The sequence below is a fragment of the Nocardia yamanashiensis NBRC 100130 genome, assembly GCF_001613325.1.
In the GTDB taxonomy this organism is placed as follows: Bacteria; Actinomycetota; Actinomycetes; order Mycobacteriales; family Mycobacteriaceae; genus Nocardia; species Nocardia yamanashiensis.
The window spans coordinates 47,807-67,478 of record NZ_BDCD01000008.1 but is presented as its reverse complement, the minus strand read 5'-3'; the positions used below and the strand labels follow the sequence as shown (position 1 = coordinate 67,478).

Here is a 19,672-nt window from a genome sequence, read left to right as displayed (position 1 = left end):
CCCGCTCCAGGCCGAGCACCTCGGCGAACACCTCGGAGATGGTCTGCTCCACCGCATTGCGCGCGGCGCGGAAGACCACCTCGGTGGCGAACACCGGCTCGGGCAGGGCCTTGCGGTCCAGCTTGCCGACGGGGGTCAGCGGCACCCGGTCGATGATCATGACCGAGGACGGCACCATGTACGCCGGCAGGCGCTGCTCCACGTGCGCGGTCACGGCGGCCACATCGATCGAATGACCCGGCGTGGCAACCACATACGACACCAGCGAGGTCGCGCCGGCGGCGTTCTTGTGGCCGACGGTGACCGCGAAATCCACGCTCTCGTGCGAGGCCAGCGCCGCGTCGATCTCGCCGAGCTCGATACGGAAGCCGCGCACCTTCACCTGGAAGTCGGAGCGGCCCACGTATTCGACCTCGCCGGTACGGGTCCAGCGGACCACGTCACCGGTGCGGTACATGCGCTCGCCGTCCACGTACGGGTTGGCGACGAAGCGATCGGCGGTCAGGCCCGGCCGCGCGTGGTAGCCGCGCGCCAGCTGGATGCCCGACAGGTAGAGCTCACCCGCGACACCGACCGGCACGGGGCGCAGGCGGTTGTCGAGGATCAGCGATTGCATGCCGCGGATCGGGCCGCCGATGGTGACCAGATCGCCCGGCACCAGCGCATCGCTGATATTGGTCATGATGGTGGTCTCGGTGGGGCCGTAGCCGTTGTGGAAGGCACGAATCGTGCCGTCCGCCAGCGGAACCGCCCACTTCTCCACCAGATCGGCCGGGACGGCCTCACCACCGGCGACCAGCACGCGCAGGCTGTCGAGCCCGGCCGGGCCGAAGGTGGACAGCGCGGCCGGGGTGATGAAGGCGTGCGTGGCCCGCTCGCGCTTGATCAGTTCCGACAGCTCGTCGCCGCCGTAGGTGCCCGGCGGGACGACCACCAGGGTGCCGCCCGCGCCGATGGCGAGCAGGAACTCCAGCATGGACGCGTCGAACGAGGGCGAGGCGAAATGCAGTGCGCGCGAATCGGAGTCGAGGGCGTAGCGCTCGGCCTGCTCGACGGTGAAGTTGGCCAGACCGGCGTGGGTGACCACGACGCCCTTGGGCAGACCGGTCGAACCGGAGGTGTAGATGACGTAGGCCGGGTGCTCCGGGCGCAGCGGGCGGACCCGCTCGCCGGCGTCGATCGCGGTGTCCGCGAAGGCGTCCAGCTCCAGGTCGTCGATGACGAGCCATTCCACCGATTCCGGTAGATCGGCGCGCACCGAGGCCACGGTCAGGCCGACCGGCGAACCGGAGTCGGTGACCATGTGGGCGATGCGGTCGGCCGGGTAGTTCGGGTCCACCGGCACGAAGGCGGCGCCGGTCTTGGACACCGCCCATTCGGCGAAGTAGGAGACGTCCGAACGCGGGACGGCGATGGCGACCAGGTCCTCGGTGCCGATGCCGCGCTGAATCAGTAGGCGCGCCAAGCGGTTCGAGCGCTGATCGAGCTCGCCGTAAGACAGACTCGTTCCCTCGAACACGACGGCGGTCGCTTCGGGATCGATGGCGACGGCGTCGGCGATGAGGTCCGGCAGGGTGCGCGCCGGGACGGGGGGCAGCCCGAAGCGCGCGACCAGATCGCCGCGTTCGGCCTGATCGAGAATGTCGATCGCGCCGACCTTGATCTCCGGATCGGCGGCCACGGCCTCCAGCACGCGCAGCCAGCGCTGCGCGAAACCGGCGGCGGTGGTCTCGTCGAACAGATCGGTGGCGTAGGTCAGCGCCAGCGCCATGCCCGAATCCTGCTCCGACAGCGTGAACTGCAGGTCGAAGCGGGAGATGTTCTCGTCGAGATCGAGTGCCGCGACGGTCAGGCCCGGCAGTTCCAGGGTGGTGCGATCCAGGTTCTGGAAGGCCAGCATGACCTGGAAGAGCGGGTTGCGGGCCTGCGAGCGCTCGGGTGCGAGGAGTTCCACCAGGCGCTCGAACGGCACGTCGGCATTGCCGAAGGCGTCGAGGTCGGTGTGCCGGGCGCGATCGAGCAGATCGGTGAACGATTCCGCCGGGTCGATGCCGGTGCGCAGCACCAGGGTGTTGACGAACATGCCGACCAGGTCGTCCAGCGCGGCTTCACCGCGACCGGCGACCGGGGTGCCGACGGCGATATCGTCGCCGCCGGACAGGCGGGCCAGCAGCACCGCGAGGGCGCTGTGCATGACCATGAACAGGGTCAGGCCGCGCTGGCGCGCAACGTCTTCCAGCGCCACGACGAGCTCCGGGGACAGGGTGCGCAGCAGGGTCGCGCCGTGATGGGAGGCGATGGCGGGGCGCGGGCGGTCGGTCGGCAGCGCCAGCTCGTCCGGCACGCCGTCCAGCACCCGCTGCCAGTAGCCCACCTGGCGGGCCATCAGCGAGGACGAATCCTCCTCGGAGCCGAGTACTTCCCGCTGCCAGATCGCGAAGTCGGCGTACTGCACGGCGAGCGGCGCCCAGCCGGGCACCGCGCCCTGGGTGCGAGCGGTGTAGGCCACCATGACATCCCGAGTGAGCGGGGCCATGGAGAAACCGTCACCGGCGATGTGGTGCACGACCACGACGAGCACGTGTTCGCGTGCGGCGGTGGTCTTTTCGTCCGCGTCCTCGTTCGATTCGGCGGCCGCACTCGCGGCATCCGGGTTCGGGACCCGGAACAGGCGCGCGCGCAACGGGACCTGGTCTGCGACATTGAAGCCGAGCGTCGCGAAGGCGGTCACGGCGGCGGTCAGTTCCTCCGCCACGACGGTGACCGGGCGCAGGTCGAGGGCGATCTCCTCGGCCGGCACCACCACCTGCATCGGCGTGCCGCCGTGCTCGGGGTAGCGGGTGCGCAGCGACTCGTGGCGGCGCACCACGTCGGCGACGGCCAATTCCAGTGCGGCGGTGTCGAGTTCACCGGTGAGGCGGATGGCCATCGGCAGGTTGTAGGCCGCCGAGTGGGTGTCGTACTGGTTCAGGAACCACATGCGCTGCTGTGCGAACGACAGCGGCACCAGTTCGCCGGCCGGGCGCGGGCGGGCGACCAGCTTGGCGCGCGACGCGCCGTCGGCGTGCGATTCGATACGGGCCGCGAGGGCCTCGACCGTGGTGGCCTCGAACAGGGTGCGGACCGCGACGGTGGTGTCGAGGGCCGAACCGATGCGCGAGACCACGCGGGTGGCGATGAGCGAGTTGCCGCCCAGATCGAAGAAGTCGTCGTCCAGGCCGACCCGGTCCAGGCCGAGCACCTCGGCGAAGACCGCGGCGACGGTTTCCTGGGTCGGCGTCTCGGCGGCGCGGAAGGCGCGCGCCTGCACGGCCGGCGCGGGCAGCGCGCGGCGATCCAGCTTGCCGTTGACGGTCAGCGGAATGTGGTCCAGCGCCACGGTGGCGGCCGGAACCATGTAGGACGGCAGGCGTTCGCCCGCGCCGTCCCGCACGGCCAGCAGCCAGTCGTCCGAACCGAGCGCGAGACCCTCGAACGCGGTCCCGGCGGAATCCGTTGCGGTGGTGGCGGTTTCCGGCACCACGTAGGCGACGATGCGCTGATCGCCCGGCTGGTCCTCGCGCACGATCACCGCGGCCTGCGCCACGCCCGGCTGGGCGAGCACGGCGGCTTCGATCTCGCCGAGTTCGATACGGAAGCCGCGGACCTTGACCTGATCGTCGGCGCGGCCCAGGTATTCCAGCTCGCCGAAGCGGTTCCAGCGCGCGACGTCACCGGAGCGGTAGAGGCGGGTGCCCGGCTCACCGAACGGGCTCGCGACGAATCGGGCCGCCGACAGGTCGGGGCGGCCGAGGTAGCCGCGCGCCAATTGCGGTCCGGCCACGTACATTTCGCCCGCGACGCCGACCGGCACCGGGTGCAGGCGGTCGTCCAGAACGTACACGCGCAGTCCGGCGATGGCGCGGCCGACCACGGAACCCGTTGCGGCGGCGATGGTTTCGGCATCCAGGAAGCGCACCGACACGTGCACGGTGGTCTCGGTGATGCCGTACATGTTCACCAGGTGCGGCTTGGCATCGCCGTGGCGGGCCACCCAATCCGACAGGCGGCGCAGTTCGAGCGCCTCACCGCCGAAGATCACGTAGCGCAGCGCGAGAGGCTGTTCGGCCCCGGCCGCGCCGGCGATGCGTTCGGCCTCGGCCAGCTGATAGAAGGCCGACGGGGTCTGGTTGAGCACCGTGACCCGTTCGCGGCGCAGCAGTTCCAGGAACTGTTCCGGCGAGCGCGAGACGTAGTAGTCGACGACCACCAGGGTGCCGCCGTAGAGCAGCGGGCCCCACAGTTCCCACACCGAGAAGTCGAAGGCGTAGGAGTGGAACAGCGTCCACACGTCGTCGGCGCCGAAACCGAATTCGCGATCGGTGTTCGCCATGAGCCGCACCACGTTCCGGTGCGCCACGGCCACGCCCTTGGGGCGGCCGGTGGAGCCGGAGGTGTAGATGACGTAGGCGACGTGGTCCGGGCGCAGCGGGCTGCGGCGGTCGGCGTCGGTGATCGGCGAATCGTCGGCGTCCTCGATATCGCCGGCTTCCATGGCGAAGCCGTCGATGAGCAGCGTCGGCAGGTCGCCGGGCAGCTCGACCTGCGCGGTGGTGTCGATGACCACGCTGGTCGGCTTGGCGTCCGACAGCACGTAGGCGATGCGATCGGCCGGATAGGTCGGGTCGATCGGCACGTATCCCGCGCCGGTCTTGATGACCGCGAGCAGGCCCACCACCAGATCCAGCGATCGCGGCAGCAGCACCGCGACCAGCGATTCCGGTCCCGCGCCGTCGGCGATCAGCCTGCGCGCCAGCACATTCGCGCGCCGGTCCAGATCGGCGTAGGTCAGTTCCTCCGCGCCGAAGCGCGCCGCGACCCGCTCCGGGTTGGCGGCCACGGCGGCGTCGAACAGGCTCGACAGGGTGGCGTCCGGATCCACGAACGGCGTGGCCAGCGTGCCCGCCGCGGCCGCGGACAGCCCGGATCCGCCGCCGAGCACGATGCCCGCGATGGCGGCTTCCAGCTCCGCGGCGGCCTCGGCCAGGTCGTCGGCGGCAGCGGCCAGCGCGGCCGCGTCGGCGGCGGTCAGCTCGGTGTCGGCAGCGTCGGCGGCACGGGCAACGTCAGCCCCGGCAACGTCGGCTCCGGCAGTGTCGGCCGCACCGTCAAGGTCGGCGGCTCGGCCGCCCGCAGCTACATCGTCGGCCGCATCGAGCGCGGACTGCCCGGCAACGTCTTCCCTTGCCGCACCGGCGGTTCCGGCCGCCTCGGTGAGCTCCGCCATCTCGGCGCGGGCGGCGCGGATGGTGGCGCGGGCGGACTCGGCCAGGGCGACGATGTCGTCACCGGCCGAGACCCAGTTCTCGGCCACATTGTGGCGCTCGCCCTCGCCGAGGAGGTCGATATCGCCGATGAGGGCGGCCGGATCGTCGGCGACGGCGCGCAGGATGCGGACCAGGCGCTCGGCGAAGGCGATGACCGTCTCGGGGTCGAAGAGGTCGGTGGCGTAGTTCCAGGACAGGCCCAGCGAGCCGTCGGCCTGCTCGCTGACGGTGAGCTGGACGTCGAACTTGGCGGTGCCCGGGTCGAATGCGACGACCTCGAGTTCGAGCGCTCCCCCGCCCGGCGCTTCGGGCAGCGAGAACGCCGCCGCGTCCTTGGCCGCGGCGGCCTCGAAGGTCAGCGCCACCTGGAACAGCGGGTGGTGCGCCTGCGAGCGGACCGGGCTGAGCACGTCGACCAGGCGCTCGAACGGCACGTCGGCGTGCGCGAAGGCGGCCAGGTCGGTGCGGCGCACCTGGGCGAGCAGATCGCGGAAGGCGGTGTCGCCCTTGACCTCACTGCGCAGCACCAGGGTGTTGACGAACATGCCGACCACGTCGTCCAGCGCGCGCTCGCCACGGCCCGCGATCGGGGTGCCGATGGCGATATCGGTGGCGCGGGACAGGCGCGCGGCCCAGGTCGCCAGCGCGGCGTGCACCAGCATGAACAGGGTGACGTCGTTTTCGCGGGCGACGCCGGTGAGCGCGCGGTGCAGCTCGGCGTCGATCGAGAAGTCGTAGGTGCCACCGGCATTGGTGGCGATCTCCGGGCGCGGCCGGTCGGCGGGCAGCTCGATCTGCTCGGGCAGGTCGCGCAGCTGTTCGCCCCAGTAGGCGATCTGGCGGGCCGCGAGGGATTCGGCATCGCTTTCCGCGCCGAGGATCTCGCGCTGCCACAGCGCGTAGTCGGCGTACTGCACCGGCAGCGGTTCCCAGGCCGGGACCGCGCCGCGGGCGCGATCCAGGTAGGCGGCCACCACGTCCCGCAGCAGCGGGCGCAGCGAGAAGCCGTCGGCGCTGATGTGGTGCAGCACCAGCACCACCACGTGGGTGGCGGCGTCGCCGTCGACCCGCAGCACGGTGGCGCGGAACGGCAGCTCGCGGGTCACGTCGAAGTAGACCGACGCGAGTTGCGTGATGCGCGAAGGCAGTTCGGCGAGGGCGACGGTCTCGGTGCCGACCTCGAAGCTGACCTCGGACAGCGGCAGCACGCGCTGGAAGCCGTCGCCCTCCACCTCGGGGTAGACGGTGCGCAGCGCTTCGTGGCGGGCCAGCACATCGCCCAGGGCGGCGTGGAAGGCGTCGAGATCCACGGCGCCGGTGAGCTTCAGCGCCACCGGGATGTTGTTGACGGCGGTGCGGTTGTCGAAGCGGTTCAGGAACCACATGCGCTGCTGGGCCGGGGACAGCGGCACCAGGGCGGCGGTCTCGCCGGTCGGCAGCGTCACCGCGGCCGGGCGTTCCTGGGCGGTCAGCGGGGCGCGGGCGCCGGTGCCGACGCGCGAATCCAGGTGCGCGGCCAGGGCGGCCACGGTGGTGGCCTCGAACAGGGTGCGCAGCGGGATGTCGGCGTCGAGCGCGGCGGACAGGCGCGCGATCACCTGGGTGGCGATCAGCGAGTTGCCGCCGAGTTCGAAGAAGTCGTCGTCCAGGCCGACCCGGTCCAGGCCGAGCACGTCGGCGATGGTGCCGGCGACGGTCTGCTGCACGGGGGTGACCGGCGCGCGGTACACCTTGGCGGCGAAGGTCGGGGCGGGCAGCGCCTTGCGGTCCAGCTTGCCGGAGGCATTGAGCGGGAAGGCATCCAGGACCATGAACGCGGCCGGGACCATGTAGGCCGGAAGCTGTTCGGCCAGTGCGTCCTTCACCGCGTCGAGGTCGAGGCGACCGTCGGCGGCGACCAGGTAGGCGACCAGCTGATCGCCGGTGCGCTCGTCGTGGCGGACCACGACGACGGCCTGGGCGACGGCGGGCAGCGCGGTGAGCGCCGACTCGATCTCGCCCAGTTCGATGCGCAGACCGCGCAGCTTGACCTGGAAGTCGGTGCGGCCCAGGTATTCCAGCTCCCCGGCCGGGGTCCAGACCACGAGGTCACCGGTGCGGTACATGCGGGCGCCCGCGCCGAAGGGGTTGGCGACGAAGCGATCCGCGGTCAGGTCGGGGCGCGCCACATACCCGGTGGCGAGCTGATCGCCCGCGAGGTAGAGCTCACCCGCGACACCCGCCGGAACCGGCCGCAGCCGCGAATCCAGCACGTACACCTGGGTATTGAAGACGGGCGCGCCGATCGGCACCGAGGCGATATCGGCATCGACGACCTCGTGGTACGTGACGTCGACGGCCGCTTCGGTCGGGCCGTACAGGTTGTGCAGGCGCGCACCGGTCAGCTGCCGCAGCTTCTGCGCGACCGGGGCGGGCAGGCCCTCACCGGAGGCGAAGACATTGCGCAGGCTCACGCAATTGGCGGCGGCGGGCTCGGCCACGAACACCGCGAGCATGGACGGCACGAAGTGGGTGACGGTGACGCCCTCGCGCACGATCAGCTCGGCCAGATAGACCGGATCGCGGTGGCCGTCCGGCTTGGCGACCACCAGGGTCGCACCGACCTGCAAGGGCCAGAAGAACTCCCACACCGACACGTCGAAGGTGGCCGGGGTCTTCTGCAGCACCACATCGTCGGCGGCGAGCCCGTACTGGGCGTGCATCCACACCAGGCGGTTGACGATGGCGGCGTGCGAGACCGCGACGCCCTTGGGGCGGCCGGTGGAACCGGACGTGAAGATCACGTACGCGGTGTTCTCCGGGCGCAGCGGGGCCGTGCGGTCGGCGTCGGTCAGCGGCGCGCCGGAGTAGGCGGAGACATCCAGCTCGTCGATGAGCAGCACATCCGCCATTCCACCGGTGAGCTCGAAACCGTCACGCGCGGTGGACAATACGACGACCGGACGGGCGGTCTCGAGGACATAGGCATTGCGCTCGGCCGGGTGATCCGGATCCAGCGGCACATACGCGCCACCGGCCGCGACCACGGCGTACATGCCGACGAGCAGGTCCAGCGAACGGCGCATGCCGAGGGCGACCAGGGTGTCCGGGCCGACGCCCGCCGCGACCAGGTGCCGCGCGAGGCGGTGCACCCGGTCGGCGAACTCGGCGTAGGACAGACTCGTCCCCTCGAAGCTGACGGCGGTCGCCTCGGGGGTCAGCGCGACCTGGGCTTCGAACAGCGAAACCAGGGTGGCGGCAGCGCCTTCGGTGACGACCGGCAGGGCGGCGTCGAGTTCGAAGGCGGTGTCGTTCCAGGCGTGCAGGACGCGGTGGCGTTCGGCGCTTTCGAGGAGTTCGACCTCACCGACCAGCTGGGCCGGATCGGCCGCCACGGCCTCGAGCACGCGAACGAAGCGGCGCGCGAACACATTCGCGTATTCGGCGTCGAAAAGGTCGGTGGCGTAGACGAGTTCGGCGGCCATCGACGCGGTGTCCGAGGCGCCGTCGGCGAGCACTTCGCTCAGCGTCAGCTGCAGGTCGAACTTGGCCGTCTGCTGGTCGATGCCGAGTTCGGCGACGCTCAGCGCGGGCAGTTCCAGAGCGGTGCGGCCCAGGTTCTGGAAGGACAGCATGACCTGGAACAGCGGGTGGCGGGCCTGCGACCGCGCCGGGTTCAGCACCTCGACCAGCCGCTCGAACGGCACGTCGGCGTGCGCGAAGGCCTGCAGATCGCGCTCGCGCACGGTCTTCAGCAGTTCGGCGAAGCTGGCGCCGGTGTCCACCGGCGAGCGCAGCACCAGGGTGTTGACGAACATGCCGACCAGGTCGTCGAGCGCCTGTTCGCCACGACCGGCGACCGGGATGCCGACGGCGATGTCATCGGTATTGCTCAGGCGCGCCAGCAGGGCGGCGAAAGCGCTGTGCACCACCATGAACAGGGTGGTGCCGTGGGTCTGGGCGACCCGGTTCAGCCCGGCGATCAGCTCGCCCGGCACCTCGAAGCGGTGGGTGCCCGCGTTGTAGGTGGCCACGGCCGGCCGCGGCTTGACCGAGAGCCGCAGCTCGTCGGGCAGCCCGCCCAGGGTCTCGCGCCAGTAGTCCAGCTGCTCGGCGACCAGCGAACGCGGATCTTCTTCCGAGCCCAGGGTTTCGCGCTGCCACAGCGCGTAGTCCGCGTACTGCACGGGTAGTTCCGGCCAGCCGGGGGCTTCGCCGTTGCTGCGCGCGATGTAGGCGGTCATGAGATCGCGCACCAGCGGGTTCATCGAGAAACCGTCGGCGGCGATGTGGTGGGCGACCAGCACCAGCACGTGATCGTCGGCGGCCAATCGGAAGGCGCGCAGGCGAATCGGCGGTTCGGCGGTGACGTCGAAGCCCGCGCCCGCGAAGGCGTAGACGGCGGCGAACAGTTCGCCCTCGGTCACGTCGGCCACATCCAGCTGCGGGATGGCGCGCGCGGTCGGCAGCACCTTCTGGAAGGCGACGCCCTCGTGCGACGGGTAGACCGTGCGCAGCGATTCGTGCCGGGCGATCACATCGGCGATCGCGCCGCGCATGGCGTCCAGATCCAGTGCGCCGGTGAGCCGTACGGCGGCCGGGATGTTGTTGGCGGCCGAATCGGTGTCGAAGCGGTTGAGGAACCACATGCGCTGCTGGGCGAGCGACAGCGGCGGGTGCTCGGGGCGGGAGCGCACCGTGAGCGCCTGGCGCACACCGGTTCCCGCGTGCGATTCGACGCGGGCGGCCAGCGCCGCCGCGGTCGGGGCCTCGAACAGGGCGCGCACGCCGATCTCGGCGTTCAGCGCGGCCGAGAGCCGGGCTACCACCTGGGTGGCGACCAGGGAGTTGCCGCCCAGTTCGAAGAAGTCGTCGTCCACGCCGACGCGTTCGACGCCGAGCAGGTCGGCGAAGATCTGCGCGGTGATCTCCTCGATCGGCGTCGAGGGGGCGCGGAAGCGCTTGGTCTCGAAGACCGGCGCGGGCAGCGCCTTGCGGTCCAGCTTGCCGGAGGCGTTGACCGGGAAGGCGTCCAGCACCACGATCGCGGCGGGAACCATGTAGCCCGGCAGCGAGCCGCTCAGCGCCGCCTTCACGGCGTCGATGTCGACCACGGCGTCGGGCTCGCGGACCACGTAGCCGACCAGCTGATCGCCGGCGTGAGCATCGGCGCGCACCACCACGACCGACTGCGCCACGCTCGGCTGCGCCAGCAGCGCGGCCTCGATCTCGCCGAGCTCGATGCGCAGACCGCGCAGCTTGACCTGGAAGTCGGTGCGGCCCAGGTAGTTCAGCTCGCCGTCGGCGGTCCAGGTGACGAGGTCGCCGGTGCGGTACATGCGCGCGCCCGGCGCGCCGAACGGGTTCGCCACGAAGCGATCCGCCGACAGGTCGGGGCGGCCCAGGTAGCCGCGCGCGAGCTGATCGCCCGCGAGGTAGAGCTCACCCGCGATACCCGGCGCGACGGGGTTGAGGCGCGCGTCGAGCACGAAGGTCTGGGTGTTCCACACCGGGCGGCCGATCGGCACGAACACGGTGTCGGCGTCGACGACCTCGTGGTAGGTGACGTCGACGGCGGCTTCGGTGGGGCCGTACAGGTTGTGCAGGCGCGCGCCGGTCAGCTCGCGCAGCTTCTGCGCGGTCGGGGCCGGCAGCGCCTCACCGGAGGCGAAGACCTGCCGCAGGCGCGGCGCGGGCACGCCGGCGTCGCCGTTCTCGTTGCCGAGGGTGGCGACGAACACCGAGAGCATGGAGGGCACGAAATGCGCGGTGGTGATGCCGGTTTCGGCGATCACCTGCGCCAGGTACACCGGATCGCGATGCCCGTCCGGCTTGGCCACCACCAGGCGCGCACCGGTCTGCAAGGGCCAGAAGAACTCCCACACCGACACGTCGAAGGTGGCCGGGGTCTTCTGCAGGACGGCGTCTTCCGGGCCGATCGGGTACTCGTGCTGCATCCACAGCAGGCGGTTCACGATGGCCCCGTGCTCGACGGCGACGCCCTTGGGACGGCCGGTCGAACCGGAGGTGAAGATGACGTAGGCGGTGTGCTCGGGCGAGATCGCCTGTCCGCGTTCGGCATCGGTGATGGGCGCGGCCGAGTAGCCGTCCAGCGCGAGGGTGTCGACCTCGAGCACCGGCACATTGCGCCCGGTGACGAAGTCGTCGCGGCTGGTGGTCAGGATGGCGGCCGGGCGCGCGGTGTCCAGGACGTAGTCGATGCGGTCCATCGGCTGGTCCGGGTCCAGCGGCACGTACGCGCCACCGGCCTCCAGCACCGCGTACATGGCGACGACCAGGTCGGTGGAGCGGCGGATGGCGAGTGCGACAAGCGATTCCGCGCCGACGCCCTGGGCGATCAGCTTGCGGGCCAGCCGGTGCACCCGCGCCGCGAACTCGGCGTAGGACAGACCTGTCCCCTCGAATTCCACGGCAGGCGCGTCGGCGCTGGTCAGAGCCTGTGCCTCGAACAGCGACACCAGGTTCGCGGTCTCGGTGGTGAGGCCCTGCGGCAGTACCGGATCCAGCTCGACGGCGGTGTCGTTCCAGCCGGTGAGCACCTGTTCGCGCTCACCCTCGACCAGCAGATCGATATCGCCGAGCGGCTGCGCCGGATCGGCGACCACGGCCGCCAGGATCAGATCCAGGCGCCGCGCGAACGCCGCGATGGTGTCCTCGTCGAAAAGGTCCAGCGCGTAGGAGAACTCGGCGGACATGCCGGCGTGCTCACCGCGCTCGTCCTGGGTCTCCTGCAGGGTCAGCTGCAGATCGAACTTGGCCAGCTGGGCGTCGTATTCGATGCCGTTGACCGACAGCCCGGGCAGTTCCAGGCTGGCCTGCCGGGTGTTCTGGAAGGTCAGCATGACCTGGAACAGCGGGTGGCGGGCCTGCGAACGGGCCGGGTTGAGCACCTCGACCAGACGCTCGAACGGCACGTCGGCGTGCGCGAAGGCGTGCAGGTCGGTGTCGCGGGCCTGGGCCAGGAGATCGGCGAAGGTCTGCTCCGCCTCCACCTCGGTGCGCAGCACCAGGGTGTTGACGAACATGCCGATCAGGTCGTCCAGCGCGGCCTCACCGCGGCCGTGCACCGGGGTGCCGATCGCGATATCGCTGGTGCCCGACAGCCGGGCCAGCAGTACGGCCAGCGCCGAGTGCAGCACCATGAACAGCGAGGCATTGTGCCGGCGGCCCAATTCCACCAGCGCCTGCTGGGTTTCGGCGGAAATGGCGAACGGGTAGGTGCCGCCGCGGTAGCTGGCCACGGCGGGCCGCTGCCGGTCGGCGGGCAGCACCAGTTCGTCGGGCAGGTCGGCGAGTTCGTCGGCCCAGTAGCGAATCTGCTTGGAGATCAGCGATTCCGGGTCGTCCTCGGAGCCGAGCACCTCGCGCTGCCACAGCGCGTAATCCGCGTACTGCACCGGCAGTTCGGCCCACGCCGGGGCCTCCCAGGAGGTGCGGGCGGCGTAGGCGACCATGACGTCGCGGGCCAGCGGGCCCATGGACCAGCCGTCGGCGGAGATGTGGTGCACCACCATGCCGAGCACGTACTCGGTCTCGGAGACCTCGAAAAGCCTGGCGTGCAAAGGCACTTCGCGGGTCACGTCGAAGGCCATGGAGGCCAGCTCGATGAGGTGGTCGAGCAGGTTCGACTCGGTGACCGGGACCGGGGTCAGGTCGGGCACGATCTGCGCCGCGCTCTCGACCTGCTGCACCGGGCCGTGCGCGCGTTCGGGGAACACGGTGCGCAGCGATTCGTGCCGGTCGATCACGTCGATGACGGCGACCTGCAGCGCGGCCACATCCAGTTCGCCCGACAGGCGGATGGCGACCGGGATGTTGTTGACCGCGGAGGCGGTGTCGAAGCGGTTGAGGAACCACATGCGCTGCTGCGCCAGGGAAAGCGGGATCTCCTCGGGCCGTTCGCGGGCCACCAGGGCCTTGCGCGCGCCGTCACCGGCGTGCGATTCCACGCGCGCGGCCAGGGCGGCCACCGTGGCGGCCTCGAACAGCATGCGCACGGGGACGCGGGTGTTGAGCGCGGTGCCGAGGCGGGTGGCGACCTGGGTGGCGATCAGCGAGTTGCCGCCCAGTTCGAAGAAGTCGTCGTCCACGCCGACGCGCGCGATGCCGAGCACCTCGCCGAAGATCTGGGCGACGATCTCCTCGATCGGCGTGGTCGGAGCGCGGAATTCGCGCACCTCGAAGCGCGGCGCGGGCAGCGCCTTGCGATCCAGCTTGCCGGAGGCGTTGAGCGGGAAGGCATCCAGCACCACGAACGCGCCGGGCACCATGTACGCGGGCAGCGTGCGGTGCAGCAGCGATTTCACGCTGTCCAGGTCGATCGGGCCCTTGGCCACCAGGTAGGCGACCAGCTGGTCGCCGGCCACGGTGTCGATGACCAGCACCACGGCCTGGTTGACGGTCGGGTGGTCGAGCAGCGCGGTCTCGATCTCGCCGAGCTCGATGCGCTGGCCGCGGAACTTCACCTGGAAGTCGGTGCGGCCGATGTAGTCGAGGACGCCGGCGTCGTTCTGGTTCCAGCGCACCAGGTCGCCGGTGCGGTACAGGCGGGTGCCGGGCGCGCCGAAGGGGTTGGCGACGAAGCGTTCCGCGCTCAGGTCGGGGCGGCCGTAGTAGCCGCGCGCGACCTGAGTGCCGCCCAGGTACAGCTCGCCGGGGACTCCGGCGGGCACCGGGCGCAGGCCTTCGTCCAGGACGTAGGTCTGGGCGTTCCACACCGGGCGGCCGATGGGCACCGAGGTGACCGCAGGCGCGTCGATGGGCGCGTAGGTGGCGTGCACGGTGAACTCGGTCGGGCCGTAGAGGTTGTGCACGGCCGCGGTGGAGAACTTGCGGAAGGCGGTCACGGTGGCGGGCGGCAGCGCCTCACCGGCGACCAGTACCGCACGCAGGGACAGGCATTCGGCGGCCGAGGCGCTGGAGGCGAACACGCTCAGCATGGACGGCACGAACGAGGTCATGGTGACCCGGTGCCGGCCGATGACCTCGGACAGGTAGATCGGATCGCGGTGCCCGTCGGGGGCGGCGATGACCTGCTGCGCGCCGACGGCGAGCGAACCGAAGAGCTCCCACACCGACACGTCGAAGGTGACGGGGGTCTTCTGCAGGATCACATCGGTGTCGTCGATGCCGTATTCGCCGGTGATCCAGGCGATCTGGTTGAGCACCGAGGCGTGCGAGACGGCCACGCCCTTGGGGCGGCCGGTCGAACCCGAGGTGTAGAGCACATAGGCGGCGTTGGTCGGACGCAGCGGAGCGCGCCGGTCGGCGTCGGTGACCGGCGCCGCGTCGAACTCGTCCAGCGCCAGGGTGTCCAGGTACAGGACCGGGCAGTCCTGGCTGGTCACATCGTCGTCGCTGGTCGTCAGCAATACCACCGGGCGGGCGCTGGCCAGCACGTAGTCGGTGCGCTCGGCCGGGTGGTCCGGGTCCACGGGCACGTAGCCGCCGCCCGCGGTGAGGGTGGCGTAGATGGCGACCAGCATGTCCACCGAGCGGCGAATACCCACCGCCACCAGGGACTCCGGGCCGACGCCTTCGGCGATCAGCTTGCGCGCCAGGCGATTCACCCGGGCCGAGAACTCGGCGTAGGTGAGTTCCTCGGCCGCGCCGAAGATTCCGCTGCTGCGCTCGCCCGGATCGAAGATCAGGGCGGTGCCGTGCGGGCGCACCCGGACCTGCTGTTCGAACAGGTCCAGCACGGTGGTCGCGGCGGCGGGCAGCGCGTGCGCGGTGCCGTTCCACGCCTCCAGGACGGTGGCGCGTTCGCCCTCGCCCAGGATGTCGATGTCGCGGACCACGGTTTCCGGTGCGGCGACGGCGGTTTCCAGGACCCGCAGGTAGCGGTTGCCGAACTCGGTGACGGTCTGCGCGTCGAACAGGTCGGTGGCATACGACAGCACCACCGACAGGCCGTCGGGGCTGCCGTTGAACGCGCGATGCTCGGTCAGGGTCCACTGCAGGTCGAACTTGGCGATATCGACGTCGAGTTCGTCGGCGGAGACGGTGAGGCCGGGCAGCTCCATCGAGCCGTGCGACATCTCCTGGAACGACAGCATCACCTGGAACAGCGGATGCCGGGCCTGCGAGCGGGTCGGGTTGATGACCTCGACCAGCCGCTCGAACGGCACATCGGTGTTGGCGAACGCGGCCAGATCCTGTTCGCGGGTGCGGCTCAGGAAGTCGGTGAAACGTTCTGCCCCATCGACCTCCGAGCGCAGCACCAGGGTGTTGACGAACATGCCGATCAGGTCGTCGAGGGCCTGTTCGCCACGACCGGCGACCGGGGTGCCGATGGCGATGTCGTTGGTGCCCGACAGGCGGGCCAGCAGCACCGCGAGCGCGGAGTGCATGACCATGAACAGCGAAACGCCCTGGGCGCGAGCCAGACCCGACAGGCGGGCGTGCAGCTCGGCCGGGATGTCGAAGGTGACGCGGGAGCCGTGGAAGGACTGCACCGGCGGACGCGGGCGATCGGCCGGCAGATCGAGCTGGTCGGGCAGCCCGGCCAGAGCGCTCTTCCAGTAGGCGATCTCGCGGGCGGCCATCGATTCCGGATCGGACTCGTTGCCCAGCACCTCGCGCTGCCAGATGCTGAAGTCCTGGTACTGCACCGGCAGCGGATCCCAGCCGGGTTCCTGGCCGGCGACGCGGGCCAGGTAGGCGGCGGTCATATCGCGCGAGAGCGGACCGAAGGAGAAACCGTCCGCGGCGATGTGATGCACCACGAACGCGACCGCGAGATCCAGCTCGCCCTCGGCCAGTTCGGCGTCGGCGACCCGGAACACCCGCACCCGGATGGGCAGCTCGGTGGAGACGTCGAAACCGGTGGAGGCGAAAGCCGCCAGCGCGGTGGGCAATTCGGCCGCGGTGATATCCGCGACGTCGATGCCCAGATCGACCTCGTCCATGGGCAGCACGCGCTGGAAGCCGCCGTCCCCGGACTCGGGGAAGACGGTGCGCAGCGATTCCTGCCGCGCCACCACATCGGTCAGCGCGACCTGCAGCGCGTCCATCTCGACCCGGCCGCGCAGGCGCACCACGAAGGGCAGGTTGTAGGTGGGGACGCTGGGATCGAACTGGTTGAGGAACCACATGCGCTGCTGTGCAAGGGAAAGCGGCACCCGCTCGGGGCGCGGCTGGGCGGTCAGCGGCGGACGCGAGACATCGGCGGCGTCGAGCGCTTCCACGCGCGCGGCGATACCGGCGACGGTGGGGGTCTCGAACAGCGCGCGCACGCCCAGGCGGGTGTGGAACGCGGCCGAGATGCGGGCCACCACCTGGGTGGCGACCAGCGAGTTGCCGCCCAGGTCGAAGAAGTTGTCGTCCACGCCGACGCGTTCGTGGCCGAGAACGTCGGCGAACACGCCCGCCACGATTTCCTCGGCGGCGGTGCGCGGGGCGCGGTAACCGGCGGCGTCGGCGCTGAACACCGGATCCGGCAGGGCCTTGCGGTCCAGCTTGCCGGAAGTGTTGAGCGGGAACGCGTCCAAGACCATGATCGAGGCCGGGACCATGTAGGTCGGCAGCTTCTCGGCCACGAAACGGGTCAGCTCGGCCGGGTCGATCGACTGGCCGGGGACCGGGACCACGTAGGAGACCAGCTGCTGACCGGTCGCGGTGTCCATGACCAGCACCACGGCCTGGCTGACCGCGGGGTGGGCGAGCAGGTCGGTCTCGATCTCGCCGAGCTCGATGCGCTGACCGCGGAACTTGACCTGGAAGTCGGTGCGGCCGATGTACTCGAGTGCGCCGACGGTGCCTGATTCGTCGCCCGCGACGGTGTTCCAGCGCACCAGGTCACCGGTGCGGTACATGCGCTCGCCGTGCAGCCCGAACGGGTTGGCCACGAAGCGATCCGAGGTCAGATCCGGACGGCCCTTGTACCCGCGCGCGAGCTGACGCCCACCGAGGTAGAGCTCACCGGACGCGCCGATGGCGGCCGGCCGCAGGCGCGAATCCAGTACGTAGACTTCGACATTCCACTCGGGCATACCGATCGGCACCGTGGTGGTGTCGGCTGCGGTGTTCTCCCAGTAGGTCACCGAGACCGCGGCCTCGGTCGGACCGTAGAGGTTGTGCAGGCCCGCGTCGGTGATCTGGCGGAAGCCCGCGCCGGTCTCCGGCGGCAGCGCCTCGCCGATCACGAAAACGTACTTCAGCGTGGCGCATTGGGCCCGCGTGGCGTGCGCGACGAAGACCGTCAGCATGGACGGCACGAAGTCGGTGACGGTGACGCCGTGCCGTTCGATCATGTCGGCCACGTACAGCGGATCGCGGTGCCCGTCCGGGGTCGCGACCAGCAGCTTCGCGCCGACCAGCAGCGGCATGAAGTAGCCCCACAGCGACACGTCGAAGGTGGTGGCGGTCTTCTGCAGGTAGACGTCGTCCGCGGTCATCGGATACTCGTCGAGCATCCACAGTTCCTGGTTGACGATCGCGTGATGGGTGACCGCGACGCCCTTGGGGCGACCGGTGGAACCCGAGGTGTAGATGACGTACGCGGTGTTGTCCGGGCGCAGCGGGGCGATCCGGTCGGCATCGGTCACCGGCTCGGCGGCGAAACCCGAGGTGTCGAGGGTGTCGATCTCCAGCCGCCGCACCGATTCCGGCAGCTCCAGGGCATCGCGGGTGGTGGTCAGCACACAGACCGGTGCCGCGGAATCGAGGATGTAGGCGGTGCGATCGGCCGGGTGATCCGGGTCGATCGGCACGTACGCGCCACCGGCGCGCAGCACCGCGTGCATACCCACGACCAGGTCCAGGGAGCGCCGCATACCCAGCGCGACAAGCGATTCCGGTCCCACGCCATCGGCGATCAGGAACCGGGCCAGGCGATTGACCTTCTCACCGAACTCGGCGTAGGTGAGCTGCTCACCCTCGAACTCGACGGCCACATTGTCCGGGGTCAGCGGAATCTGCTTGTCCAGCAACGCCGGCAGCGTGGTGACCGGGACATCGTGCCCGGATTCGTTCCACTCCAGCACCGTCCGGGTGCGCTCGGCGTCGGTGGTGATCGGCAGACCCCACACCGGCTGCTGGTCCCCCGCCGCCAGGAAGCGGTCGAAGAACTCCAGGAAGCGCGAATGATGCTGCCGCGTCTCGTCTTCGGAGTACAGGTTGGGGTTGGTCTCGAAATCGATGTGATTCCGGGTGCCCTTGACCGACTGGTAGAAGTTGACGCCCAGGTCCTCGATGGAACCGGTGGACAGCACGCTGTACTCGCCGGTGAGATCGCCGAGCACGACCTCGTTGTGGAACAGCATGATATTGACCCAGGGGCCGAAGAACTCCCGGGTCACCACGCCGTCGCCGGCGCTGTCGCGGCGAATGTCCTCGTGCCGGTAGCGCTGATGGCGCAGCGCGCCCGACACCTCGACGCCCACCGATTCGAGCAGTTCGCCGACCGTGGTGTCGTAGCCGACGTGAAGGCGCAGCGGCACGATGTTCGAGGTCGCGCCGCCCGCCCGCTTCATGGCGGCGGTGGTGCGCGCGGTCACCGGCAGCGACAGGATGACGTCCTCGGAACCGGTCCACTGCGCCAGGTAGGCGGCGAAACCGGCGAGCAGCAGCCCGGCGGGTGACGAATCGTGCTTGGCCACCGCCTCGTCCAGCAGCGAGGTCTGATCGCTGCTGAGGTAGCCGGCGGCGACCCGGTTCAGCGCGGCCGGCGGCGCGGACCGCCCGGCCAGGCTGGTGCCCTCCTCGAGCCCGGCGACCCGCTCGGCCCAGTACTCCTTGGCGGCGGTGAAACGGCTGGTGTCGCGGTAGGCGAATTCCTGCTCGACCAGAGTGCGCAGCTCGGTCAGCTTGGCGGGCTTGGGCTCCTCGCCGCGCACGTACGCGGTGTACAGCTCGGCCACGCGCTGCATGTAGGTCATCGCGCCGAAACCGTCCAGCACGATGTGGTGAATGCGCGCGTACCAGTAGAAGTGGCCCTCGGCCAGCTTCACCATGGCCGAGCGGATGAGGCGATCGTTGACGATGTCGATCGGCGCGCTGTAGTCGGCGCGCATCCACTCCTGGGCGGCGGCGGCCGGATCCTCGGCGTCACTCAGATCGACGTGATAGATGGTGCGATCGAGCGAGGTGTCGACCATCTGCATGGGCTCGCCGTCGCGTTCGACCACGCGCAGGAAGCCCGACCCGAACTCGATCGAACCGTCCACCATGGCCCGCTCGAGCAACTCGATGTCGAGTTCCCCGCGCAGCTCCACGTACTGGGCGATATTGATCGGCACCTGGGGGTCCAGGTGCTGGGCGTACCAGATGCCGAGCTGCGCAGGCGACAGCGGAAAGAGCGCCCCCGAGCCCGGTGCGATTTCGCTGCCAGCGTCGCCGTTGCCGCCGAAATCCAGCCGGTCCAA

At 70.3% G+C, this 19,672-nt stretch carries 1 protein-coding gene (only partly in view); it reads right to left on the bottom strand.

The genetic code is table 11. The features are described from left to right. Positions 1 to 19,672: the 5' portion of a non-ribosomal peptide synthetase gene (locus tag NY1_RS08630; RefSeq protein ID WP_067710259.1), read on the bottom strand. Its footprint begins 25,031 nt before the window's first position; only the first 19,672 of its 44,703 coding nucleotides appear in the window; its start codon is at positions 19,670 to 19,672; its stop codon lies beyond the left edge, outside the window.